We start from the raw sequence: 23,253 nt of genomic DNA, 5'->3' as shown, positions 1-23,253 counted from the left end.
CCTATGGACCGCCGCAGGCATGCTGCGAATCGGCCATCGCCCAGCTCTGCCCGGTGCGAGCGTTGGTGACGAAATATTCGCGGCCCCGGTCGTCGCCCTGCGGGCAGCGTTTGGGAATGGAGATCAGGCACATGGTCACCTTGTCGCCGGGCTTGGAGGCGATCAGCCCATCCTCGCGGGCATAGGAAACCTGATAGCCCTCATTGGCGTATTCGATGCCGGTTCCGGCGTCGTAATCCTCGTCCTTGACGGAATCCTGGCCGACCCGCGGATGGACCGCGGTGACGTTGGTGACGGAGCATTGGCCGATCTTGGCGGGCAATGTCGGGGAGGGTTTGGCCCGGCCGCCCGCGATCGTGCTGGCGGTGATGTCTGCCGGGATGCTCTTAGGCCCGCCGAGCTCTCCCAGGACCGCAACATAGGTGCTCAGAACGCAGGATCGGTCGGAGCCGCAGGCTGACCGGTCGCTGGTGAAGTCGCGCATAACCTGGCGGGTCTCCGCGCTCTTCTCCTGTTTAGCCTTTTCCTCGACCCGCGGAAGCATCGTGTCGAGCGCTGAAAGCAGGGGATCGTTGCAGACGATCAGTTCATCAGGCGAGGGGACGCCCTTGCAGTCGAACGAGGCGGCATGGGCCGGCACCGCGATCAACATCGTCAAGGCTATCATCACTGCGCGCCACATGGTGTGCCCCCGGGAATCCGATTCTCACAGTGTCATAACCCGTGAATGAGAAAAAACTAAGTTGGAAGTTGCCGGCTTTCCTTGTTCCAACTTCAAGTGATCTGGGAACTCGCGATTGCAAGACCTGTCTAAACCTTTCGTTAACGATAATGGTGTCTTACTGAGACATGAGGAATTTGTGCAACGCACGCCTTCCTTTGACCAAAATTGAAAGCGAGAAGCCAAGCTTGAAGCTCAGGGTATCTTGGGGTTAGGGCTAAGCGCTTCCGGCGATCAAAGACATACTCGCGAGAGCGCGCTTTTGAACCGCCCGGTCCTCAAAGCCGGGCGTTTGGATTCGGGGATAGTAGATGGAACAGGTAGGTTTGGCGGCAGCGGCGAGCGAAGTGAGCCTCTGGTCGCTGTTCATGCAGGCCGGTCTGGTCGTCAAGCTGGTGATGATAGGTCTCATCGGCGCATCGATCTGGACCTGGGCGATCGTGATCGACAAATATATCAGCTTCGGCAAGGCCAAGCGCCAGTTCGACCAGTTCGAGCAGGTCTTCTGGTCCGGCCAGTCGCTGGAAGAACTTTACCGCACCCTGTCGGAACGGACGAACACCGGTCTTGCCGCGATTTTCGTCGCCGCCATGCGCGAGTGGAAGAAGAGTTTCGAGCGCGGCGCACGGTCGCCGATCGGCCTGCAGATGCGTATCGACCGGGCGATGGACGTCACCATGTCGCGTGAAGCGGAAACCTACGAGGCTCGCCTCGGTTCGCTGGCGACGATCGGCTCGGCCGGTCCGTTCATCGGTCTGTTCGGCACCGTCGTCGGCATCATGACCTCGTTCCAGGCGATCGCCGGGTCGAAGTCCACCAACCTCGCAGTCGTCGCACCGGGTATCGCCGAAGCGCTGCTCGCCACCGCGATCGGCCTCGTCGCCGCCATTCCCGCGGTCATCGCCTACAACAAGTTCACCGCCGACGCCGGCAAGCTCTCTGGCCGCATGGAAGGTTTCGCGGACGAATTCTCCGCCATCCTGTCGCGTCAGATCGACGAGAAGCTGCAGCCGCGCCAGGCGGCGCAGTAAAAGCCTCTCGGGCTCAAGGAGTAACGTCTCATGGGTATGTCGGCCGGAGGAGCAAAGTCATCGGGTGGCGGTCGTCGCAGGCGCGGCGGACGTCGCGGCGGTGCGATCAGCGAAATCAACGTGACGCCGCTTGTCGACGTCATGCTCGTGCTGCTCATCATCTTCATGGTGGCGGCACCGATGATGACCGTCGGCGTGCCGATCGACCTGCCGGAAACGCAGGCGAAGGCGATGAACGCCGACACCCAACCGATCACCGTCTCGGTCAATCCGAAGGGCGAAATCTACCTGCAGGAAACGCCGATCGGCCTCGACGAGATCGTGCCGAAGCTTCAGGCGATTGCCACCACAGGCTATAACGAACGTATCTATGTGCGCGGCGATACGACCGCGGCCTACGGCGTCGTCATGAAGGTCATGGCCCGCATTTCTTCTGCCGGGTACAAGAATATCGGCCTCGTGACCCTGCAGGAACAGGAGAAGTGATCGCGGCGCCATGAAGGTCAGTCTCGGCACATCGCTGGTCCTACACACGCTGGTACTCGGCTTGGCGCTCGTTTCGCTGAGCGCGCCCGCGACTTTCGACGTGGCCGAAGTCGACGCGCTTCCCGTCGACATCGTCTCCGTGGAATCGATCACCCAGACCCAGCAGGGTGACAAGAAGGCGCCTGCCAGCCAGAAGCCTTCGCCCAAGGAAACCAAGAACCAGAAGATCGTCGAGAACGCCCAGAACGCCGGCGAGAACGACGTCGACCTGAAGACGCCTCCGACGCCGACCACCAAGCCGCAGCCGACCGAAACCACGGCGGCTCCGAAGCCGGTGGAACGGCCGACGCCGACCCCGACGCCGGCACAGAACCAGGTCAAGGACATCGTCAAGGAGGAGACGGCTCCGAAGCCGACCGAGATGGCCGCCCTGCCGCAGCCCAAGCCGGAGATCACGCCTCCGAAGCCGGAACCTACTCCGCCGAAGCCCGAGCCTACGCCGCCAAAGCCGGAGGCCGCCAAGCCGACCCCCGCGCCGGTGCAGACCGAAAACGTGTCCGAAACGGGTGAACTGCCGCAAGCGGTTCCGACGCCTGTTTCGAAGCCGCAGCCGCCGAAGCCCGAACCGCCGAAGGAGCAGGCCAAGCCCGTTGAAAAGCCGGCCGAGACGAAGCCGGATACGGCCAAGGCAGCCGAGACGGCCAAGACCGACAACAAGGCGACCGCATCCGTCAAGCCGTCCGACAAGAAGGAAGGCAAGCAGCAGGAAACCGCCAAGTCATCGTCTTCCATGGCGAGCGATTTCAACGCCGACCAGATCGCCGCTATGCTCAATAAGCAAGAGGCCGCCGGCGGTGGCGCCAAGCGTTCGACGCAGGTCGCCAGCCGCGGCGATACCAAGACGATCGGCACCGGCCTCAGCTCCAGCGAGATCGACAACGTCAAGGGGCAGATCCAGGGCAACTGGTCGCTCGTCGGCGGGCTGACCGGCGTTTCCGAAGTGCGTGTGAAGATCCGCGTCCAGCTCGATCAGTCCGGCAATATCGTCGGCGAGCCGGAGGTGACGGCGACCGGTGGACCGGAAGGAACCCGGCGTGCGGTCGAGGGCAGCACGCGCCGCGCCCTTCTGAAATCCGCGCCGCTCAAGAATTTGCCCGCCGCAAAATATGAAGGCGAAAAAGGTTGGAACGTTTTGGTGCTGAACTTCGATCCGTCGGAGTTCGCATTGTGAGCCGGCAGGTATGGAACCGATGCAGAAACAGATGACGCGGAACCTGCCCCGAAACTCTCGTGTTAAGCTGAAAGGCTTGTGTAAATGATCAAGAGCTCTTTTTTCCGCGCCGTGATGGTGGCCGCGGGGATGTTGACGGCCTTCATGGCCGCCACCCCGGCCAACGCTGTTGTCGAGATCAACATCAACAAGGGTAATGTTCAGCCGCTGCCGATCGCGGTGACGGATTTCCTGTCGAACAACGAGCTCGGTGCCCAGATTTCCCAGGTGATCGCCGCGGACCTGCAACGCTCCGGGCTTTTCGCGCCGATCAACAAAAGCGCGTTCATCGAAAAGATCGCCGACCCCAACAAGGCACCGCGCTTCGAAGACTGGAAGGTCATCAATGCGCAGGCGCTGGTGACAGGCCGTATCACCCGCGAAGGCGACGGGCGCCTGCGTGCCGAGTTCCGCCTTTGGGATACGTTTGCCGGCAGCCAGATGACCGGCCAGCAGTTCTTTACCCAGCCGGAAAACTGGCGCCGCGTCGCGCATATCATCGCCGATGCGATCTATAAGCAGATCACCGGCGAGAACGGCTATTTCGATACTCGCGTCGTGTTCGTTTCCGAAAGCGGGCCGAAGACCGCCCGCCAGCGCCAGCTGGCGATCATGGACCAGGACGGCTTCAACGTCCGCATGCTCACCAACACCAAGGATATCGTGCTGACGCCGCGCTTCTCGCCGAGCCGGCAGGAAGTCACCTACATGTCGTTTGAGGGCAACCAGCCGCGGGTCTACCTGCTGCAGCTGGAGACCGGACAGCGCGAGGTAGTCGGCAATTTCCCGGGCATGACGTTTTCGCCGCGGTTCTCTCCGGATGGCCAGAAAGTCATCATGAGCCTGCAGCAGGAAGGCAATTCCAACATCTATACGATGGACCTGCGGTCGCGCACCACGACGCGGCTCACCTCCACGGCTGCGATCGACACCTCGCCGTCCTATGCACCGGATGGCGGCCGCATCGCGTTCGAAAGCGACCGCGGCGGACGGCCGCAGATCTACGTGATGAATGCCGATGGTTCGGGCCAGACCCGCATCTCCTTCGGCGACGGCTCCTATTCGACGCCGGTCTGGTCGCCGCGCGGCGATCTGATCGCCTTCACCAAGCAGTCGGGCGGCAAGTTCTCGATCGGCGTCATGAAGCCGGACGGTTCAGGCGAACGCATCCTGACCAGCGGCTTCCACAACGAGGGCCCGACCTGGGCGCCGAACGGCCGCGTGCTGATGTTCTTCCGCCAGAATGCCGGCGCCGGCGGTCCTCAGCTCTATTCCATCGACCTGACCGGCTACAACGAACTCCAGGTCAAGACGCCGTCCTACGGTTCGGACCCGGCCTGGTCGCCGCTGCTTGAATAGGTAATTGAGGCAAAAGAGGCGTATTTGCGCCTCTTTCCCGCCCCAATCTGCTGAAAATGAACGAAAATGGTCATCGGGAATATTTTGTTAACCATAAGAATTTGATCATGGTTAACCGAACCCGGTTAGAATCTGGAAACTCTGAAATACTGATCAAGGAGAGACCGGCCATGAGCCGCATCGATACTTCGGCGATGAGCCGCATGCAGATCCTCGCCCGCAATCCTGCCGTCATCGCGCTGACGCTGGCACTTGCGCTCGCCGGCTGCGCCAACAAGAAGAACCTGCCGAACAATGCGGGTGAGCTCGGCCTCAACGGCGCCGGCGCCGCAACCCCCGGCTCGACCCAGGACTTCACCGTCAATGTCGGCGACCGCATCTTCTTCGACACCGATAGCACCTCGATCCGCGCCGACGCCCAGCAGACGCTCGACCGTCAGGCCCAGTGGCTGGCCCGCTATCCGAACTACGCGATCACCGTCGAAGGTCATGCCGACGAACGCGGCACGCGCGAATACAATCTGGCGCTCGGCGCCCGCCGCGCTGCCGCCACGAAGGAATATCTCGCTTCGCGCGGCGTTCCGGCGAATCGCATGAAGACCATCTCCTACGGCAAGGAGCGCCCGGTTGCCGTCTGCGACGACATTTCCTGCTGGTCGCAGAACCGCCGTGCCGTCACCGTTCTCGGCGGCGCCGGTATGTGATCCGCGCCACAGGCGGATAATAAAAGGCGGTCTTCGGGCCGCCTTTTTGTTTTTTCCATAGTTTGGCCCTGTTTTCCGGGATTTTTGACGGGGAGCTCGGTTGCTTTTTGCCGGCAGTTGGAAAAATCTCCTCTCGCGCCAATCCGGCGCAGACTAAAGAGCAGGACGGACAAAGATGAAGAAACTTGTCTTGGCAGCAATGCTGGGGCTGATGGCGACGAGCGCCCCGGCCGGGGCTTTGTCGCTGCCGAAACTCTTCCAGGGCAGCAATCAGCCTGCTGCAGAACAGCCGCGGGAAACCACTCAGCCCCCGGTCATTCTGGCGCAGAGCAATGAGGCCGTCCGTATCCAGCAGCTCCAGGAAGAGGTCCGCCAGTTGAACGGCCGGATCGAGGAAATGAGTTTTCAGCTGCTGCAGATGCAGGAGCAGCTGCGCAAGACGCAGGAAGACAACGAATTCCGCTTCCAGGACCTGGAAAAGAAGAAGCGCACCGAAGTGGACGACGCGGCCGGGAAACCGGCCGTGGCGTCCAACCGCGCTCCCTCCGCCCAGCCCCCGTTGCCGCAAACGACTGCTCCCGCCCAATCCTCCGACGATGTCGCACGGATCATCGAATCGCCGTCCGGTCAGGGCGTTGGCGGAGCAACCGCACCTGGCCGAGCGCCGCCTCCGACGACGCTCGGTTCGATGGATCTCGACCAGAACGGCAATCCGCGCGGCGCCAGCCGCAACGACCGTGCCAACAATGCCGCCGGGCTTCCGGGCGTCGAGACCGGCTCGCAGACGACAGGCAGGACGCCGGCACCGACGGGCAGAACCGATCCGCAGCAGACCGCGTCGCTCGGCAGCGAGAACGATGCCTATCAGACCGCCTACAACCATGTTCTGGCCGGCGACTACCCGCTCGCCGAGAAGGAATTCAACGGTTATCTGGCCGCCTATCCGAAGGGCGCCAAGGTGGCGGATGCGAGCTTCTGGCTCGGCGAATCGCAGTATTCCCAGGGAAAATACAACGACGCCGCCAAGACCTTCCTCAACGCGCACCAGACCTACGGCAAGTCGCCCAAGGCGCCGGAAATGCTGCTGAAGCTCGGCATGTCGCTTGCCGCACTCGACAATACCGACACGGCCTGCGCAACCCTCAAGGAAGTCACCCGGCGTTATCCGAGCGCGCCCAAGGCCGTGCTCGCCAAGGTGGGCAGCGAACAGAAGCGCCTGGCCTGCTGATCCTCCCGTGACCGCGGGACCGAAGATCCTGTCCCCCGAACAGGCGGCCGAACGGCTGATCGCCGATCTCTCCAGACCAGCGCGCCTTCTCGTCGCGATTTCCGGTGGCAGCGATTCCTGCGGGCTTCTGGTCGCCCTTTCGAAATCCAATCTCCCCGGCTCCGGCCTGTTGCTTCTCGCGTCGACGATCGATCATGGGCTGAGACCCGGATCGGCGGACGAGGCACATGCCGTGGCAGCCCTTTGCGGCCGGCTGGGTATTCCGCATTTCATCCGCCGCTGGGAGGGCGAGAAGCCGCGAACCGGCATTTCCGCGGCGGCCCGCGAGGCGCGCTACCGGCTGCTGCTCGAAGTTGCCGACGAGGTCGATGCGACGGCGATCGTTACCGGCCACACGCTCGACGACCAGGCCGAAACGATTGCCATGCGTGCCGCCCGCGGCGAAGGCGATGAAAATTCCGGGCTCGCCGGCATGGCCAGGGCGGTGCTCCTCGATCGCCGCCGCTGGCTGCTGCGACCGTTTCTTGAGACGCGTCGGTCCGATATCCGTGACTTCCTGACCAGGGAAGGGCAGGGCTGGATCGACGATCCCAGCAATCTCGATCCGCATTACGAACGGGTGCGGGTACGCGGACGGCTGACGCGGGAGGATCGGTTTGACGCAGCAGCCCAGGCCATCGCCGCCGCGCGGCGCACGGCGCTTTCCGACGAGGCGGCGCGGCTTGTGCGGGAGCATGTGACGATCCGCCAAGGCGTGCTGGCGCATCTTGCCCCAGTGGGCCTACAGGGGGACGAGGCCGTGCGGCGCCATGCGCTCTCCTTGCTCGCAGCGGTGCTCGGGGGGAGGGAGCATGCGCTCGGCAGCGACAGCATGAACCGGATCATGGCCTTTCTCGACGGTGGCCAGCCGGGCCGCCTGACGGCCGGCCGGGTGATCTTCGACCGCCGCCGCGACGGGCTTTATCTCGTCCGCGAGAACCGCGGCATACTGCCGCTGCACGTTTCTCCCGGCGATACGGCAATCTGGGACGGTCGCTACCGGATCACCAACCGGGATTCTGCCGACATCGTCGTCGGCCCGACCCCGCCGGATCGCGACGAAGCATCGGCGCTGTTTCCCGACGTGCCGCCCGCAATCGCCATGCGCGCCGTCGCTGCGATGCCTTTCATCGAATCCAATGCCCTCCTTTCGACGGAGGATCGCAAAAACAAAGGAGTGGCCGAACGAAGTATCGTCCAGCCTCTCCTTGCGCCTTTCGACCGTTTTTTGCCGCAGTTCGAGCTTACCCTTGGCATTCAGTTCGCGGTTTTGCTCGGATGCGACGTTTTCCCCCGGCTACCAGTTAAGGATTCCTCGCGGAAAAGGTAGGCGGCGACACCGGTTCGCCTTGGCAAGGACTTGCCGCAACCCTATGTTATGCGGCAAGCAAGGCGGCCGCCAAGAAGCTGGCCGTCGCAGTCCGGGGAGTTCAATGAACCCAAACTTTCGTAATATCGCCCTCTGGGTCATCATAGCCCTCCTGCTGGTCGCATTGTTCAGCATGTTCCAGACGGCACCGTCGCAGACCACCTCGCGTGAGGTCCCCTATTCGCAGTTCCTGCGGGATGTGGATTCGGGACGAGTGCGGGATGTCGTCGTCACGGGCAACCGGGTGCTCGGCACCTACAATGAAAACGGCTCGGGGTTTCAGACCTATTCGCCCGTCATCGACGATTCGTTGATGGATCGGCTGCAGGCGAAAAACGTCACCATCGTCGCGCGCCCGGAAACGGACGGATCCTCGGGTTTCCTCAGCTATCTCGGCACGTTGCTGCCGATGCTGCTCATCCTTGGCGTCTGGCTGTTCTTCATGCGGCAGATGCAGGGCGGTTCGCGCGGCGCGATGGGCTTCGGCAAGTCCAAGGCCAAGCTTCTCACCGAAGCGCATGGTCGCGTGACGTTTGAAGATGTTGCTGGCGTCGATGAAGCCAAGCAGGATCTCGAAGAAATCGTCGAATTCCTCCGCGACCCGCAGAAGTTCCAGCGTCTCGGCGGCCGTATTCCGCGCGGCGTGCTGCTTGTCGGTCCTCCGGGCACCGGTAAGACGCTGCTCGCCCGTGCGATCGCCGGCGAAGCCAACGTTCCCTTCTTCACCATTTCCGGTTCCGACTTCGTCGAAATGTTCGTCGGCGTCGGTGCAAGCCGCGTGCGCGACATGTTCGAGCAGGCGAAGAAGAATGCGCCCTGCATCATCTTCATCGACGAAATCGACGCGGTCGGCCGTCATCGTGGCGCCGGTCTCGGCGGTGGTAACGACGAACGCGAACAGACCCTCAACCAGCTCCTCGTCGAGATGGACGGTTTCGAAGCCAATGAAGGCATCATCCTGATCGCCGCGACCAACCGTCCCGACGTTCTCGACCCGGCGCTGCTGCGTCCAGGCCGTTTCGACCGTCAGGTCGTCGTGCCGAACCCGGATATCGTCGGCCGCGAGCGCATCCTCAAGGTACACGCCCGCAACGTGCCGCTGGCTCCGAATGTCGACCTCAAGGTCCTGGCCCGTGGTACGCCCGGCTTCTCCGGGGCGGACCTCATGAACCTCGTCAACGAAGCCGCCCTGATGGCCGCGCGCCGCAACAAGCGCATGGTTACCATGAGCGAGTTCGAAGATGCCAAGGACAAGATCATGATGGGCGCCGAGCGTCGCTCGTCGGCCATGACCGAAGCGGAAAAGAAGCTCACCGCCTATCACGAAGCCGGCCACGCCACGACCGCGATCAACGTGCCTGTCGCCGATCCACTGCATAAGGCGACCATCATTCCGCGCGGCCGCGCGCTTGGCATGGTCATGCAGTTGCCGGAAGGCGACCGCTATTCGATGAGCTACAAGTGGATGGTCTCGCGTCTGGTCATCATGATGGGCGGCCGCGTCGCCGAGGAGTTGACCTTCGGCAAGGAAAACATCACCTCCGGCGCATCCTCGGACATCGAGCAGGCGACCAAGCTTGCACGCGCGATGGTCACCCAGTGGGGCTTTTCCGACATGCTCGGCCAGGTCGCCTATGGCGAGAACCAGCAGGAAGTCTTCCTCGGTCATTCCGTCTCGCAATCGAAGAACGTCTCGGAATCGACTGCCCAGAAGATCGACACCGAGGTTCGCCGTCTGATCGACGAAGCCTATACCGAGGCGCGCCGCATTCTTACCGAGAAGCACGACGACTTCGTCGCGATTGCCGAAGGCCTGCTCGAATACGAGACGCTTTCGGGCGAGGAGATCAAGGCGCTGATCAAGGGCCAGAAGCCTTCGCGCGATCTCGGCGACGATGCACCTCCGACCCGCGGTTCGGCTGTTCCCTCGGCTGGCTCCAAGAAGGACGAATCGAAGGGCGGGGAGCCGGAAAGCGGTCTGGAACCGCAGCCGCACTGATCCTTAGCCGACTGAATCCAAAAGCCGCCGTGGAGCAATCCACGGCGGCTTTTGCTTGGAAGGTTTTGTTATAAGTAACGGGATATAATCGATTTTGATGCTAATTTATGTGCTTGTGCCGCTAAACTGTGGCATGAGCCAAGCTTCAGGCCGGTTTTACCGTCTAACATACTGCGGGTTCGATCCCTGCAAGGACCGCGACGTTCAGGCGCGATGACGAAGGAGCTTATATGACACGCCGCTATTTTGGCACTGATGGCATTCGCGGAAAGTCCAACATCCATCCGATGACGCCGGATCTTGCGATGCGCGTCGGCATCGCCGTCGGCACGATCTTCCGCAACGGCAATCATCGCCACCGGGTGGTGATCGGCAAGGATACGCGCCTCTCCGGCTATATGCTGGAAAACGCCATGGTGGCGGGTTTCACCGCTGCCGGCCTCGACGTCTTCCTGCTCGGGCCGATCCCGACGCCGGCTGTCGCCATGCTCACCCGCTCGCTGCGCGCCGATGTCGGCGTGATGATCTCCGCCTCGCATAATCCTTACGAAGATAACGGCATCAAGCTGTTCGGTCCCGATGGCTACAAGCTCTCCGACGAGCTGGAAATGCGCATCGAGGACCTGCTCGACAGCGACCTGCACTCCCAGCTCGCCAAGTCCGGCGATATCGGCCGGGCGAAGCGCGTCGAGGGCGACATCTACCGCTATATCGAACATGTGAAGCGCACGCTGCCGCGCGACGTCACGCTGCATGGCCTGCGGGTTGCGATCGACTGCGCCAATGGTGCGGCCTACAAGGTGGCTCCGCTGGCGCTCTGGGAGCTCGGCGCCGAGGTTGTGACGATCGGCAACGAGCCGAACGGCACGAACATCAATCTCGACTGCGGCTCGACCAGCCCCGAAGCGCTGCAGAAGAAGGTGCATGAAGTGCGTGCCGATATCGGCATCGCCCTCGATGGCGATGCCGACCGCGTCATCATCGTCGACGAGCGCGGCGAGATCGTCGACGGAGACCAATTGATGGCCGTCATCGCCGAGAGCTGGGCCGAGGACCAGAAGCTGAAAGGCGGCGGCATCGTCGCGACCGTGATGTCCAATCTCGGCCTTGAACGTTTCCTCAACGGCAAGGGCCTGGACCTGGCGCGCACCAAGGTCGGCGACCGCTATGTGGTCGAGCATATGCGCACGCACGATTTCAACGTCGGCGGCGAACAGTCCGGCCATATCGTACTCTCCGATTTCGGCACGACCGGTGACGGCCTCGTCGCCGGCCTGCAGGTTCTGGCGCGGGCAAAGCGCCTTGGCCGGCCGGTCAGCGAGGTCTGCCGCCGTTTCGATCCCGTGCCGCAGCTTCTGAAGAATGTTCGTTTCCAGGGCGGCAAGCCGCTGGAGGATGTGATCGTGCGTCAGGCGATCGCCGAGGCGGAGGCCGAGCTTGCTGCCAGGGGCCGCCTGGTCATCCGCCCCTCCGGTACCGAACCGCTGATCCGGGTGATGGCGGAAGGCGACGACCGCGGACAGATCGAGCGCATCGTCGATGGATTGGTCGGCGTCATCGCCAACGTCCGCAACGCGGCCTGAAGACCCAATTCCAATGAAAAAGGCCACCCGCGGTTTTCGCGGGTGGCCTTTATTTTTACGCGGAAAATCGGGATGGCCCGATCGCCGTTCTTGCTGCCTCTAAAATTCTTCCCAATCCTGCTTCGCGGCAGCGGCGTTGCCCTGGAACGACTGCGCGACTTTGGCAACCATTCGGCGGGCCGGCGATGCCGCCGGGCGGCTGCTGCCGGATGCGGGTGCGGGCGAGCCCCGATGTGAAGCGGTTCCCGTTGCAGCGCCGCCGCCGATATGGAATTGCGACAGAAGCTGGAACAGGCCCTCCGCATCCCGGGCAAGACTGTGGGCCGCTGCGGTGGTTTCCTCGACCATGGCCGCGTTCTGCTGGGTTCCCTGATCCATTGTATTGACCGAGGTGTTGATCTCCTTGAGGCCGGTCGACTGTTCCTTCGAGGCCTCCACAATGGCTTCGACATTGCCGTTGACCTGCTGGACCTGGATGACGATCTCCTGCAGGGCCTTGCCGGTTTCCCCGACCAGCGCCACGCCGCTCTTCACGTGGTCGTTGGAGGTGTGGATCAGTTCCTTGATCTCTTTTGCCGCCTTGGCGGAACGCTGGGCGAGTTCCCGCACTTCCTGCGCCACAACCGCGAAGCCCTTGCCGGCTTCGCCGGCACGGGCAGCCTCGACGCCGGCGTTGAGTGCGAGCAGATTGGTCTGGAAAGCGATCTCGTCGATGACGCCGATGATGTTGCCGATCTCGACGGCGGACGAATCGATCTTGCCCATCGCCTCGACGGCATCACGGACGACCCGGCCGGAACGCTCGGCATTTTCCTTGGTCATGCGCACCAGGTTGCCGGCCTCCTGAGCACGGTGGCTCGAGTCGGAAACCGTCGTGGTGATCTCTTCCAGGGCCGCTGCGGTTTCCTCGACGGAGGCCGCCTGCTGTTCGGTGCGTTTGGCGAGGTCGTCGGAGGCCGAGCGGATTTCCTGGGCACCGGCGGCTATCGCGCTCGCATTCGCGGCAACCTTCTGCATCGCTTCGCGAAGTTTCGCCACCGCGGCGTTGTAGTCGGCCCTCAACTGGTCGAGCGAGGGAGTGAAGGGTGTGTTGATCTCCCGGGTCAGATCGCCGTCTGCCAGGGCCTGCAGAGCGTCGGCGAGCTGGCGGACCGCCTGGCTCGTCTGTTCTGCGAGCGCACTGCGCTCGGTGGCTTCCTGTTCCAGCCTGCGGCGTTCTCCAACGGTCCGCTTCGCCTCGGCGTCCGCCTCGCGCTCCGCCTTGGCGGATATGGCCTCCCGAAGGGCGGCCACGGCGCGGGCCAGCATGCCGATCTCGTCGCCGCGCGCCTCGATCGTCCGGTCGCCTTCGAGGTTGCCCGCAGCCATGGCTTTCAGCGACTGCTGCAGCTTGGAGAGCGGTCCGATGATCGAGCGGGCGGTCAAGAAGGCGGCAATGATCGAAAGCAGTGCGGCTATGCCGAGGGCGGCCAGCGCAATATTTCTAAAGCCGCTCGCCGCATTGCGGACATCGCCGCCGATCGTTTTGTTGAGCGCCTCCTGATAGTCGATGAATTTGTTGATGGCGCCAAGCCAGGAGACGAAGAGCGGGCGGGCGTGTTCCAGCAGGATCTTGCGGGCGGCATCGCCGTCGCCCTTTTCCTGCAGCGAAATGATCTGGCCGACCAGCGGGTTGGTCTTCGACTGAATGTCGGCGATCTCGGCCAGTATCGTCTTTTCGCGATCCGTTGCACCGGAGGGGGCGCTGACCATTTCCGCCATGCGTTTCTCGTTTTCCGCATAGGATGCCGCGAGCTTGGCAATAAGCGCTTCCGCTTCCTTGCGCTCGGCCTCGGACGTGACGAGGGTCACGTCGCGGATAGCGATCGCCCGGTCGTGCACGCTGCCGCGATAGTTGATGGCATAACGCTGCTTGACGCTGTTGACGTCGTTTACGGTTGCAAGGTTGTCGTCGATCATCTTGACTTCGACGGTGGAATAAAAAGTCAGGCCGATCATCAGGAGAAGCAAAAAGCCGAACCCGATAGCCAGTCGGAATGCTATGCCGAATGTTTTGACATTGCTCATGGACAGTTCTCTCTTTTGCGGCGCCTTTCGCCGCAGCTACACGCGGTCATCTTCTCCGGAAGAGCACTCGCGCAATCCCATCGCAGTAGTTCACCGACTGGAGTTGCTTGTTTGGCGCAAAAGATATTTGCGGATTGACTGTATCGGCAATCCAGGCGTCGAGTTCAGAATGCTCTCGGCGCTCACGTGTGCTCCCACCAGTCCTTCGGCACTATCGATTCCCCGGTATTTCCCCCTTCGGAATGTGCTAAAAATAACTATCTATAGTTTATAAATAATTAATTGTTTATCGAAGCTTAAATTACCATTTGCTAACTATTTTCTACTGAAGCAGGTGAGATCAATAGTTCCGCGCGGCGCCGTGGAGGGCCGATCTTTCCTTGTACGGAAAAGACCGGAATCCCCCGGATGCGATGCCTTCTGCAAGTCTCAGGCACGCCGTTACTTGTAGAATTGCCTGCGGTTTTAGGAAAACGCGCGGTAAACAAGCATGGTTAAGCGAGACTTAACCTTTGTCGAGCATCATCCACAGCGGATCAACCCGTTGGCTGCCCGCTTTGCATGCCATACGCGATACGAGCTTTGGAGATGAACCCATGAAAAAGTTGCTGGCCAGCGCTTTTGCGCTGACACTAACGGTGAGTGCCGCCAATTCCGCCGATCTTTACCAGCCGCAGCCGGAGCCTTATCAGGATGCGCCGGAAGTGACCGTTCAGGAGGCTACCGGCTGGTACCTTCGTGGCGACGTCGGCTATTCCTTCAAGAAGTCGCGCGGCACCGAATTCTACCAGGGTACCGGCACGCCCGGCGTGGCGCTTGCGGAATTCGGCCGGTCCGATCTCCGCGACGCCTTCACGCTCGGCGGCGGTGTCGGTTACCAGATCAACAGCTACCTGCGCACCGACGTTACCCTCGACTACATGTTCAACAGCAAGTTCCGCGGCTCCACGTCCGGTGGCGGCGCCGGCGGTGGTGCTTGCGCCGTCGCATGTACGTCGACCGACCTGGCCTCGATGCACGCCTATTCGCTCATGGCCAACGCCTATGTCGATCTCGGCACCTATGGCTACTTCACACCTTATGTCGGTGGCGGTATCGGCGGCACCTACGTCAAGTGGTCGAACCTGCGCAACACCTCCTGCGCCGACAGCGGCGCGGGTTGCGACCCGGAAGTCACGCATGGCGGCGAAAAGAGCTGGCGCTTCACCTACGCGCTCATGGCCGGCGCGTCGATCGACGTCACCTGCAACGTCAAGGCCGATGTCGGCTACCGTTTCCGCCATGTCACGGGCGGCGACATGTTCGGTTTCGCCTCGGGCGGCGGTCCGGGCAAGGACAAGGGTTTCTATTCGCATGAAGCCCGCGTCGGTGCCCGCTACATCTTCGGCGGCTGCGACACGCCGCCGGCCTACGAGCCCCCGCCGCAGCAGATCGTCTACAAGTAAGCTTGCCTCATCTCCAAGCGAAAGCCGCCTTCGGGCGGCTTTTTGCGTTTGCGGCGACAAAGCTGCGGCAAAAATTTGTCCGGGGGCGACATTCCCCGCTTGACTGTGAAGGCGCTCCGGCATAACCACAGCGGCGGGACACCCTTCCCCAACGAAGGGCCATCTATCTGGAAGGATAGCCATATGGCAAACGCCGCAAAGCCGGACCTGCGTCCAAACAACACCCATTTTTCTTCTGGCCCTTGCTCGAAGCGTCCCGGTTGGTCGCTCGAAGCGCTCTCCGATGCTCCGCTCGGTCGCTCGCACCGCGCCAAGGTCGGCAAGGCAAAGCTCAAGCAGGCCATCGACCTCACCCGTGAAATTCTGAACGTGCCGGCGGATTACCGCATCGGCATCGTGCCGGCTTCCGATACCGGTGCCGTCGAAATGGCGCTCTGGTCGCTGCTCGGCGAGCGCGGCGTCGACATGCTGTCCTGGGAAAGCTTTGGCGCCGGCTGGGTCACCGACGTCGTCAAGCAGCTGAAGCTCAAGGACGTCCGCAAGATCGAAGCCGGCTACGGCCTGCTTCCGGACCTTTCCACGGTCGATTTCGACCGTGACGTGGTCTTCACCTGGAACGGCACCACCTCGGGCGTCCGCGTTCCGAACGCCGACTTCATCCCGGCCGACCGCAAGGGCCTGACGATCTGCGACGCCACCTCGGCGGCTTTTGCGCAGGACATGGACTTTGCCAAGCTCGACGTCGTCACCTTCTCCTGGCAGAAGGTTCTGGGCGGCGAGGGCGGTCACGGCATGCTGATCCTCAGCCCGCGCGCCGTCGAGCGCCTGCAGACCTACGTCCCGGCCTGGCCGCTGCCGAAAATCTTCCGCCTCACCTCGGGCGGCAAGCTGATCGAAGGCATCTTCGTCGGCGAGACGATCAACACGCCGTCGATGCTCTGCGTCGAGGACTATATCGATGCGCTCAACTGGGCAAAGTCGGTCGGCAGCCTTGAAGGCCTGATCGCCCGCGCCGATGCCAATGCCAAGGTCATCCACGATTTCGTGGCCGCCAATGCCTGGATCGACAACCTTGCCGTCGATCCGGCAACGCGCTCCAACACCTCCGTCTGCCTCAAGATCGCCGACGCCGATGTTGCCGCGCTTGATACCGACGCGCAGGAAGCCTTTGCCAAGGGCATGGTGTCGATCCTCGAAAAGGAAGGCGTCGCGCTCGACATCGGTGCCTATCGCGATGCGCCGTCCGGCCTTCGCATCTGGGCGGGCGCCACGATCGAAGAAGCCGACATGAAGGCTCTGATGCCGTGGCTCACCTATGCTTTCGAAACGCAGAAGGCTGCGCTTTCCAAGGCCGCCGCTTAAAGCAAGTCGCGTAACGGCTCCGCTGACGAAGCGGAGCCCATTTTCTCATTCACGCAGAAACTTTTTCAGGAGGCCCACTGATGGCACCTCGCGTTCTCGTATCCGACGAATTGTCGGAAACCGCCGTCCAGATCTTTCGCGATCGCGGCGTCGAAGTCGATTTCCAGCCGAAGCTCGGCAAGGACAAGGAAAAGCTTGCCGAGATCATCGGCAACTATGACGGCCTTGCGATCCGTTCCGCCACCAAGGCTACCGAAAAGCTGATCGCGGCCGCGACCAACCTCAAGGTCATCGGTCGCGCCGGCATCGGCGTCGACAATGTCGATATCCCGGCTGCCTCGCGCCGCGGCATCATCGTCATGAACACCCCGTTCGGCAACTCGATCACCACGGCCGAACACGCCATTGCCCTGATGTTCGCCGTCGCCCGCCAGCTTCCGGCCGCCGACGCCTCGACCCAGGCCGGCAAGTGGGAAAAGTCGCGCTTCATGGGCGTCGAGATCACCGGCAAGATCCTCGGCGTCATCGGCGCCGGCAATATCGGCGGCATCGTCTGCAAGAAGGCGATCGGTATCGGCATGCACGTTCTCGCCTATGACCCCTTCCTGTCGGCCGAGCGCGCCGAAGAAATGGGCGTCACCAAGGTCGAGCTCGACGAGCTTCTGGCCCAGGCCGACTTCATCACCCTGCACGTCCCGATGACCGACAAGACCCGCGGCATCCTCGGCAAGGAAGCGCTCGCCAAGACCAAGCCCGGCGTTCGCATCATCAACTGCGCCCGTGGCGGCCTCGTCGATGAGGCAGCCCTTGCCGAAGCCATCAAGTCCGGCCACGTCGCCGGTGCCGGCTTCGACGTGTTCGAAGTCGAACCCGCTACCGAAAGCCCGCTCTTCGGTCTCGAAAACGTCGTCTGCACCCCGCATCTCGGCGCCTCGACCACGGAAGCGCAGGAGAATGTCGCACTTCAGGTCGCCGAGCAGATGTCGGACTACCTGATCAAGGGCGCGGTCTCGAACGCCATCAACATGCCGTCGATCACGGCGGAAGAAGCGCCGCGCCTGAAGCCTTTCATCCGGCTTGCCGACGTGCTCGGCGCCTTTGTCGGCCAGGTGACCGAGGATGCGATCAAGGAAATCGAGATCCTCTATGACGGCTCGACCGCCGGCATGAACACCAAGGCGCTGACGAGCGCGCTGCTCGCCGGCCTCATCCGCAGCCAGGTCTCCGACGTCAACATGGTTTCGGCGCCGATCATGATCAAGGAAAAGGGCATCATCCTGTCCGAAGCCAAGCGCGACAAGTCGGGCGTCTTCGACGGCTATATCAAGCTGACCGTCACCACCGACACGAGGACCCGCTCGGTTGCCGGCACGGTCTTCTCGGACGGCAAGCCGCGCTTCATCCAAATCAAGGGCATCAACCTCGATGCGGATGTCGGCACCAACATGGTCTATATCGCCAATACCGACGTTCCCGGCATGATCGGCTTCATCGGCACGACGCTCGGCAATGCCGGCGTCAACATCGCCAACTTCCATCTCGGCCGCGACCAGGAAGGCGGCGACGCGATCGCTCTTCTTTACGTCGATGGTCCGGTTCCGGCCGAGGTGCTGGCGAAACTGACCGCCCACCCGGCGATCCGCCAGGCCAAACCGCTGGCGTTCAACGTCGAGTAAGATCTCCTCCCAGGATATTCGGGAAAGCCCGGTGCATCGCGCGCCGGGCTTTTTTCGTTCTGCCGCGAGGCTGCGACCATCTGCGCCATAACATCCTCCATGGGTTGTATTTTTGGCGCTTGGCTCCCGTTTCAAACTCCGTTATCTACTTCGACGGGAAAAATGGAGGATGGGCCTAAAATTCGGATGGCCGCCTCTCTATATGAACAGGGAATACCGCGCTTGAGCGGTTTATGAGGAGAAAACGATGTTATCCAACCTTCGGCGTTTCAAGAACCTGTTCGCGATCCTGGCGATCGGAATGGCGGTTTCCTTGACCGCCGTGGACATGGCTGAGGCGCGCCGCGCCAGCGGTGGCTTCGGCAGCCGCGGCACGCGCACTTTCTCGGCCCCGGCGACCACCAACACCGCACCCACGGCGCCGACCGGCATCAACCGGACGATGACGCCCAATACGCAGCAGAACGCCACGACCCCGCAGAACGGCCTTGGCCAGCAGGCGGCACAGCCTCGCCGCGGCCTGTTCGGGGGCATGTTTGGCGGCCTGCTCGGCGGTCTCGCCCTTGGCGGCCTGATCGGCATGTTCATGGGCACGGGTTTTGGTGGCATGGCCGGTATGCTGGGCATGCTGCTGCAGATCGCGCTGATCGGTGGCCTCGCCATGCTGGCTTTTCGTTGGTTCGCGCGCCGTCAACAGACGGCCGGCGGCCCGGCGGGCGGGGTGAATACCGGCTTTGGCCAGCCGCGCAACGCCTATGAGGCGCCGAGCCAGAATACCTCGTCCTTCCAGATTCCGAAGATCGGGTCTCTGGGCGGTGGCGGTCAGGGCGGTTTCGGAGGCGGTTCCAATGCCGCGCCGCGCCAGGCCGGACCCCAGACGGACGAGATCGGCATCACCAACCGCGACCTCGACCAGTTCGAGAAGCTGTTGACCAGTGTCCAGTCTGCCTATGGCGATGAAGACTATGCAAAGCTCCGCAGCCTCACCACGCCGGAAGCGATGTCCTACCTGGCTGAGGAACTCGGCGAGAACGCCACCAACGGCGTCAAGAACGAGGTGAAGGACGTGAAACTGCTGCAGGGCGACCTTGCGGAAGCCTGGCGCGAAAACGGCCAGGACTATGCGACCGTCGCGATGCGCTATTCGAGCATCGACTACATGAAGGACCGCAAAACCGGCGCAGTCGCCGAAGGCGATCCGAACGCGGTGACCGAAACCGTCGAAGTCTGGACCTTCGTGCGCAAGCCCGCCAACGACTGGCAGCTTTCGGCGATCCAGGCGGCCGCTTAACTTCGAAGCAGCGCGACGGTCTTTTCGTCGCGCTCACCGTCAAAGAACTGTTCAAGGGCTCGCTCGAAAGGCGAGCCCTTTTCGCTGACTGCCTCGAACAGGGTCATCGAGCTCCTGAATTTCATGTCGTCGGGTGAGCCGAGGATCGCGTACGCCGAAAGGCCCGGATGGGAGAGCATCGCTTCGGTGCATTCGATGAGCCGGGACCCAAGCAGGGGATGTTCCAGATAGGCTGTCGCCTCGGCCCTCGAGCCGATCGCGAAGCGCTGGGACATGATCGAAAAGCCGAGCCCGGCGACCTGGGGGAAGACGTACCACATCCAGTGGGAGCGCTTTCTGCCATCGCGCAGCTCGCCGATGACGCGCCCATAGACCGGCGCTTGCGCGTCGACAAAGCGCATGAGGTCGAATTGCATTGTCTCTCCGTCCCTGATCGCCCTGTTGTCCCAAATCACCCCAGGTCAAGAAGACTCTCAAATCATGAAATTTTTGCGGCCGCTCTTTTCGATGCTGCATTGCACCCTAGCTGAGGGGGCATGGAACGCTTCATTCAGGAATTCCGCAATGATACGTCCTGGCTGCCGGACTGGCTCGTCAGCTGGGGCGTCATGGCCGTCGCATTTCTGATCGGCCTTGCGATCCAGCGCTTCGGATTTCGCTTTCTGACGCGGCTGGTGGAGAGCAGGGACCTGTTCTGGCGGTCGCTGGTATTGCGTACGCGGCGGCCGATGCGGCTGGCGATCCTCACCTGGACGCTGTCGCTCGGCGCGACCATCGCTCCGCTCAGTGCCGGGCAGGCGGAGGTGATCCGCCACCTGCTGCTGCTCGGCTTCATCGTCGTCGTCGGCTGGATGGTAAAGATCGCCCTGCATGTGTGGATGATCGTTTATCTGCGCCGCTTCAAGCTGGATGCGGAGGACAATCTGCTCGCCCGCACCCATGTCACCCAATCGCGGATCGCCGAACGGATCGCGAGCGTGGTGATCGTGGCGATCACCATCGCCGCGATGCTGATGACCTTTCCGGCGGTGCAGCAATACGGCGTCAGCCTGCTCGCCTCCGCCGGCGTGGCGGGTGTCGTGCTTGGCCTTGCGCTGCAGCCGGTGCTGAAGAACATTTTCGCGGGCATCCAGCTCGCCATCACCCAGCCGATCCGCATCGACGACGCGCTGATTGTCGAGGGCGAGTGGGGCAATGTCGAGGAGATCACCTCGACCTATGTGGTGGTGAAACTGTGGGACTGGCGGCGGATGATCCTGCCGCTCAGCTATTTCATCGAAAACCCGTTCCAGAACTGGACGCGCGATAGTTCTGAACTGATCGGCACGGTGATGATCTATCTCGACTATTCGGTTCCGGTGAATGCGGTCCGTCGCAAGGTCGAGGAGATTGCCGCAACGTCAAAGCTCTGGGACAAGCGGGTGGTGGCCGTGCAGGTGACGGATTTCAGGGAAAACGTCATGGAGATCCGCATCCTCGTCTCGGCCTCCAATGCTCCGCGAACGTTCGACCTGCGATGCGAGGTGCGCGAAAAGATCATCGACTTCATCCAGCGCGAATATCCGGCAAGCCTGCCGCGGGTGCGGGCGGAAGGTGCGGCCAGCAGCCTCAGGTCAGCTGCCGGCAAAGCCGTGCGGCATGGGGCGCTGCAGTCGTGAGGTCCTAAGTCCCAGGGGATACCGCAATCTCCGCTCAGCCACCTGCTATCCGGGTATAGCCGGCACTTCCCCACCAGTCCGATCAAACACTTACCCTCTTTCTCATCCCCGCCCGCCAAACCCATGCCTACAATTCCCGCGTCCCGTTTCGGCTACACCGGCCCGCATAACCGGCGAGATGGGACCGGTGATCTGGCGAACCGCCGTTATGCAAGCGGGTCGTCAGGGGCTGCGCAGAAAATGGTCCCCCTCTCGCCTCAAGGCGGGGCGTGCGTGTGTCGCACACAACCCGGTATGGCATCCGTGCTCATTTCCACGGAGTTAAATTCCATATCGCCGCAGAGGGACCGGAGTTGCGCGGAAAAACACACCGAACGGGACACGTCGCGTGTCACCTAACTAATTTCAATCGAGGCACACGACGTGTCCCGGCCGATCCTCGGGTTCGACCCGACAAAATGACCGAGATCGCCAAGGGCGTATTGGGTCCCTCGTCATCCTCGGGCTCGAGCCGAAGGCAAGGGAGGAGTCCGTGATAACCGCCAGATTGCCCGCCCTCCTTGCGTCCGGGATCAATCCTTTCTATATCCCACAACAATTGCCTCCGACGGCCGATCCCGCCGCAGGCCCTGAACATGTCGCCCTCCCATCATGGACCGGCGCTTGAGAGACCGAGAGAGTTACTCGTGAATACGCTGGATTTTGACAAGAGGCCGGAAGACACACGTGTTGTCGTTGCCATGTCGGGGGGAGTGGATTCCTCCGTCGTCGCAGGTCTGCTCAAACGCCAGGGTTATGACGTGCTCGGCATCACGCTGCAGCTCTACGATCACGGCGCGGCCGTGCACCGCGCCGGCTCGTGCTGCGCCGGCCAGGACATCGACGATGCGCGGCGTGTTTCCGAAACGCTCGGCATTCCCCATTACGTCCTCGACTACGAAAAGCGGTTCCGGGAAACGGTGATCAATCCGTTCGCGGAAGCCTATGCGATGGGCGAAACGCCGATCCCCTGCGTTGCCTGCAACCAGACGGTCAAGTTCGCCGATCTTCTGGCGACCGCCAAGGATCTCGGCGCCGATGCGCTGGCGACCGGCCACTATATCCGCTCCTCCGCCAATCCGTCTCCGGGCAACCCGAACCGCCGCGCGCTGTTCCGCCCGATTGACAGCGATCGCGACCAGAGCTGGTTCCTGTTCGCAACGACCCAGGAGCAGATCGATTACCTGCGCTTCCCGCTCGGCGGGATGTCGAAGGCGCAGGTGCGTGAGCTTGCCGAGGAGATGGGCCTCGTGGTCGCCAAGAAGGCCGACAGCCAGGACATCTGTTTCGTGCCGCAGGGCAAATACGCCGACATCATCAACAAGGTGAAGCCGAACGCGGCGCTTGCCGGCGATATCGTGCATATGGACGGGCGCGTGCTCGGCCGCCACGAGGGTATCGTGCATTATACGATCGGTCAGCGCCGCGGCATCGGCATCGCCACCGGCGAGCCGCTCTACGTCGTTTATCTCGATGCCCGTTCACGCCGGGTGATCGTCGGGCCGAAGGAAGCGCTCGATACCCACCGCGTCTATCTGCGCGACGTCAACTGGATCGGCGACGGCGCGCTCGGTGAGGATGCGAAGGGCGGTTTTGCCTGTTTCGCCAAGGTGCGCTCGACGCGTCCGCCGACACCGGCCACCCTCCACTGCGATGATCACGGCGTCTATGTCGATCTGGCAATCGGCGAGGCGGGCGTGGCACCGGGCCAGGCCTGCGTGCTCTATTCGGCCGAAGGTGCGGATGCGCGCGTCTATGGCGGCGGTTTCATCGAGCGTTCGGAACGCGCAGCCGAGGCCGAAATCGCTCTGAAAGCCCTGCTTTCGACGCCGGTCGCGGCCTGAAGCCGGCACTTGCCGGTTGCGGTGAAATTGCCGCCGGTTTTTTGCCCAAACCCTGCTTGACACTTTGGTGACGGGGGACTTA

General features: G+C 62.4%; 18 protein-coding genes. 15 read left to right on the top strand and 3 right to left on the bottom strand.

Features of this window, described 5'->3' with window-relative positions; all coding sequences use genetic code 11:
- Window position 1 precedes the first annotated feature (1 nt).
- Window positions 2-682, bottom strand: a complete 681-nt coding sequence (locus GQ59_RS02370; protein ID WP_051903743.1) for a lysozyme inhibitor LprI family protein — start codon at window positions 680-682, stop codon at window positions 2-4.
- A gap of 350 nt (window positions 683-1,032) precedes the next feature.
- Between GQ59_RS02370 and tolQ the strand changes: the two genes are divergently transcribed.
- From tolQ to glmM, 9 genes are all read left to right on the top strand, one after another.
- Window positions 1,033-1,752 (top strand): protein TolQ, encoded by a 720-nt coding sequence (gene tolQ / locus GQ59_RS02365; protein WP_037076986.1) that lies wholly within the window; start codon window positions 1,033-1,035, stop codon window positions 1,750-1,752.
- A gap of 30 nt (window positions 1,753-1,782) precedes the next feature.
- Complete coding sequence (gene tolR, locus GQ59_RS02360; RefSeq protein WP_037076984.1) at window positions 1,783-2,238, top strand: protein TolR; 456 nt, start codon at window positions 1,783-1,785, stop codon at window positions 2,236-2,238.
- A 10-nt stretch (window positions 2,239-2,248) separates the two neighbouring features.
- A complete protein-coding gene (locus GQ59_RS02355; RefSeq protein ID WP_037076982.1) occupies window positions 2,249-3,469 on the top strand; it encodes a hypothetical protein in 1,221 nt (406 codons plus the stop codon).
- Between the two features lie 84 nt (window positions 3,470-3,553).
- Window positions 3,554-4,867 (top strand): Tol-Pal system beta propeller repeat protein TolB, encoded by a 1,314-nt coding sequence (gene tolB / locus GQ59_RS02350; protein ID WP_037076980.1) that lies wholly within the window; start codon window positions 3,554-3,556, stop codon window positions 4,865-4,867.
- A gap of 170 nt (window positions 4,868-5,037) precedes the next feature.
- A complete protein-coding gene (pal, locus tag GQ59_RS02345; RefSeq protein ID WP_024164010.1) occupies window positions 5,038-5,571 on the top strand; it encodes a peptidoglycan-associated lipoprotein Pal in 534 nt (177 codons plus the stop codon).
- Window positions 5,572-5,746: 175 nt separating this feature from the next.
- Window positions 5,747-6,799, top strand: coding sequence for a tol-pal system protein YbgF (gene ybgF, locus GQ59_RS02340; protein ID WP_037076978.1), 1,053 nt, complete (start codon window positions 5,747-5,749; stop codon window positions 6,797-6,799).
- Window positions 6,800-6,806: 7 nt separating this feature from the next.
- The gene (gene tilS / locus GQ59_RS02335) at window positions 6,807-8,168 is read left to right on the top strand and encodes a tRNA lysidine(34) synthetase TilS (RefSeq protein WP_037076976.1); all 1,362 of its coding nucleotides are present in this window, start codon (window positions 6,807-6,809) and stop codon (window positions 8,166-8,168) included.
- A gap of 103 nt (window positions 8,169-8,271) precedes the next feature.
- A complete protein-coding gene (ftsH, locus tag GQ59_RS02330) occupies window positions 8,272-10,206 on the top strand; it encodes an ATP-dependent zinc metalloprotease FtsH (protein ID WP_037076974.1) in 1,935 nt (644 codons plus the stop codon).
- A 230-nt stretch (window positions 10,207-10,436) separates the two neighbouring features.
- A complete protein-coding gene (gene glmM / locus GQ59_RS02325; RefSeq protein ID WP_037076972.1) occupies window positions 10,437-11,789 on the top strand; it encodes a phosphoglucosamine mutase in 1,353 nt (450 codons plus the stop codon).
- Window positions 11,790-11,888: 99 nt separating this feature from the next.
- On the opposite strand, the gene GQ59_RS02320 is transcribed toward glmM, so the two are convergent.
- Complete coding sequence (locus GQ59_RS02320) at window positions 11,889-13,856, bottom strand: HAMP domain-containing methyl-accepting chemotaxis protein (protein WP_037076969.1); 1,968 nt, start codon at window positions 13,854-13,856, stop codon at window positions 11,889-11,891.
- A gap of 596 nt (window positions 13,857-14,452) precedes the next feature.
- Between GQ59_RS02320 and GQ59_RS02315 the strand changes: the two genes are divergently transcribed.
- From GQ59_RS02315 to GQ59_RS02300, 4 genes are all read left to right on the top strand, one after another.
- Window positions 14,453-15,301, top strand: coding sequence for an outer membrane protein (locus GQ59_RS02315; protein WP_037076967.1), 849 nt, complete (start codon window positions 14,453-14,455; stop codon window positions 15,299-15,301).
- 183 nt (window positions 15,302-15,484) lie between these two features.
- A complete protein-coding gene (locus GQ59_RS02310; protein WP_037076965.1) occupies window positions 15,485-16,663 on the top strand; it encodes a phosphoserine transaminase in 1,179 nt (392 codons plus the stop codon).
- 80 nt (window positions 16,664-16,743) lie between these two features.
- Complete coding sequence (gene serA, locus GQ59_RS02305; RefSeq protein ID WP_037076962.1) at window positions 16,744-18,339, top strand: phosphoglycerate dehydrogenase; 1,596 nt, start codon at window positions 16,744-16,746, stop codon at window positions 18,337-18,339.
- A 247-nt stretch (window positions 18,340-18,586) separates the two neighbouring features.
- Window positions 18,587-19,630 carry a Tim44 domain-containing protein gene (locus GQ59_RS02300; protein ID WP_037076959.1) on the top strand — a complete coding sequence of 348 codons (1,044 nt, stop codon included), beginning with the start codon at window positions 18,587-18,589 and terminating at the stop codon, window positions 19,628-19,630.
- Here the strand turns inward: GQ59_RS02300 and GQ59_RS02295 are convergent.
- A complete protein-coding gene (locus GQ59_RS02295; RefSeq protein ID WP_037076956.1) occupies window positions 19,627-20,046 on the bottom strand; it encodes a DUF1810 domain-containing protein in 420 nt (139 codons plus the stop codon). The genes GQ59_RS02300 and GQ59_RS02295 overlap by 4 nt on opposite strands.
- A gap of 120 nt (window positions 20,047-20,166) precedes the next feature.
- Between GQ59_RS02295 and GQ59_RS02290 the strand changes: the two genes are divergently transcribed.
- Both GQ59_RS02290 and mnmA read left to right on the top strand, forming a co-directional pair.
- A complete protein-coding gene (locus tag GQ59_RS02290; protein ID WP_037076953.1) occupies window positions 20,167-21,288 on the top strand; it encodes a mechanosensitive ion channel family protein in 1,122 nt (373 codons plus the stop codon).
- A 686-nt stretch (window positions 21,289-21,974) separates the two neighbouring features.
- A complete protein-coding gene (mnmA, locus tag GQ59_RS02285; RefSeq protein ID WP_037076951.1) occupies window positions 21,975-23,171 on the top strand; it encodes a tRNA 2-thiouridine(34) synthase MnmA in 1,197 nt (398 codons plus the stop codon).
- The last annotated feature ends 82 nt before the right edge of the window (window positions 23,172-23,253 follow it).

Origin of the sequence: Neorhizobium vignae, assembly GCF_000732195.1 — a bacterium.
Lineage (GTDB): Bacteria > Pseudomonadota > Alphaproteobacteria > Rhizobiales > Rhizobiaceae > Neorhizobium > Neorhizobium vignae.
The sequence above is the reverse complement of the archived record's forward strand: the minus strand, read 5'-3'. Positions and strand labels throughout refer to the sequence as shown.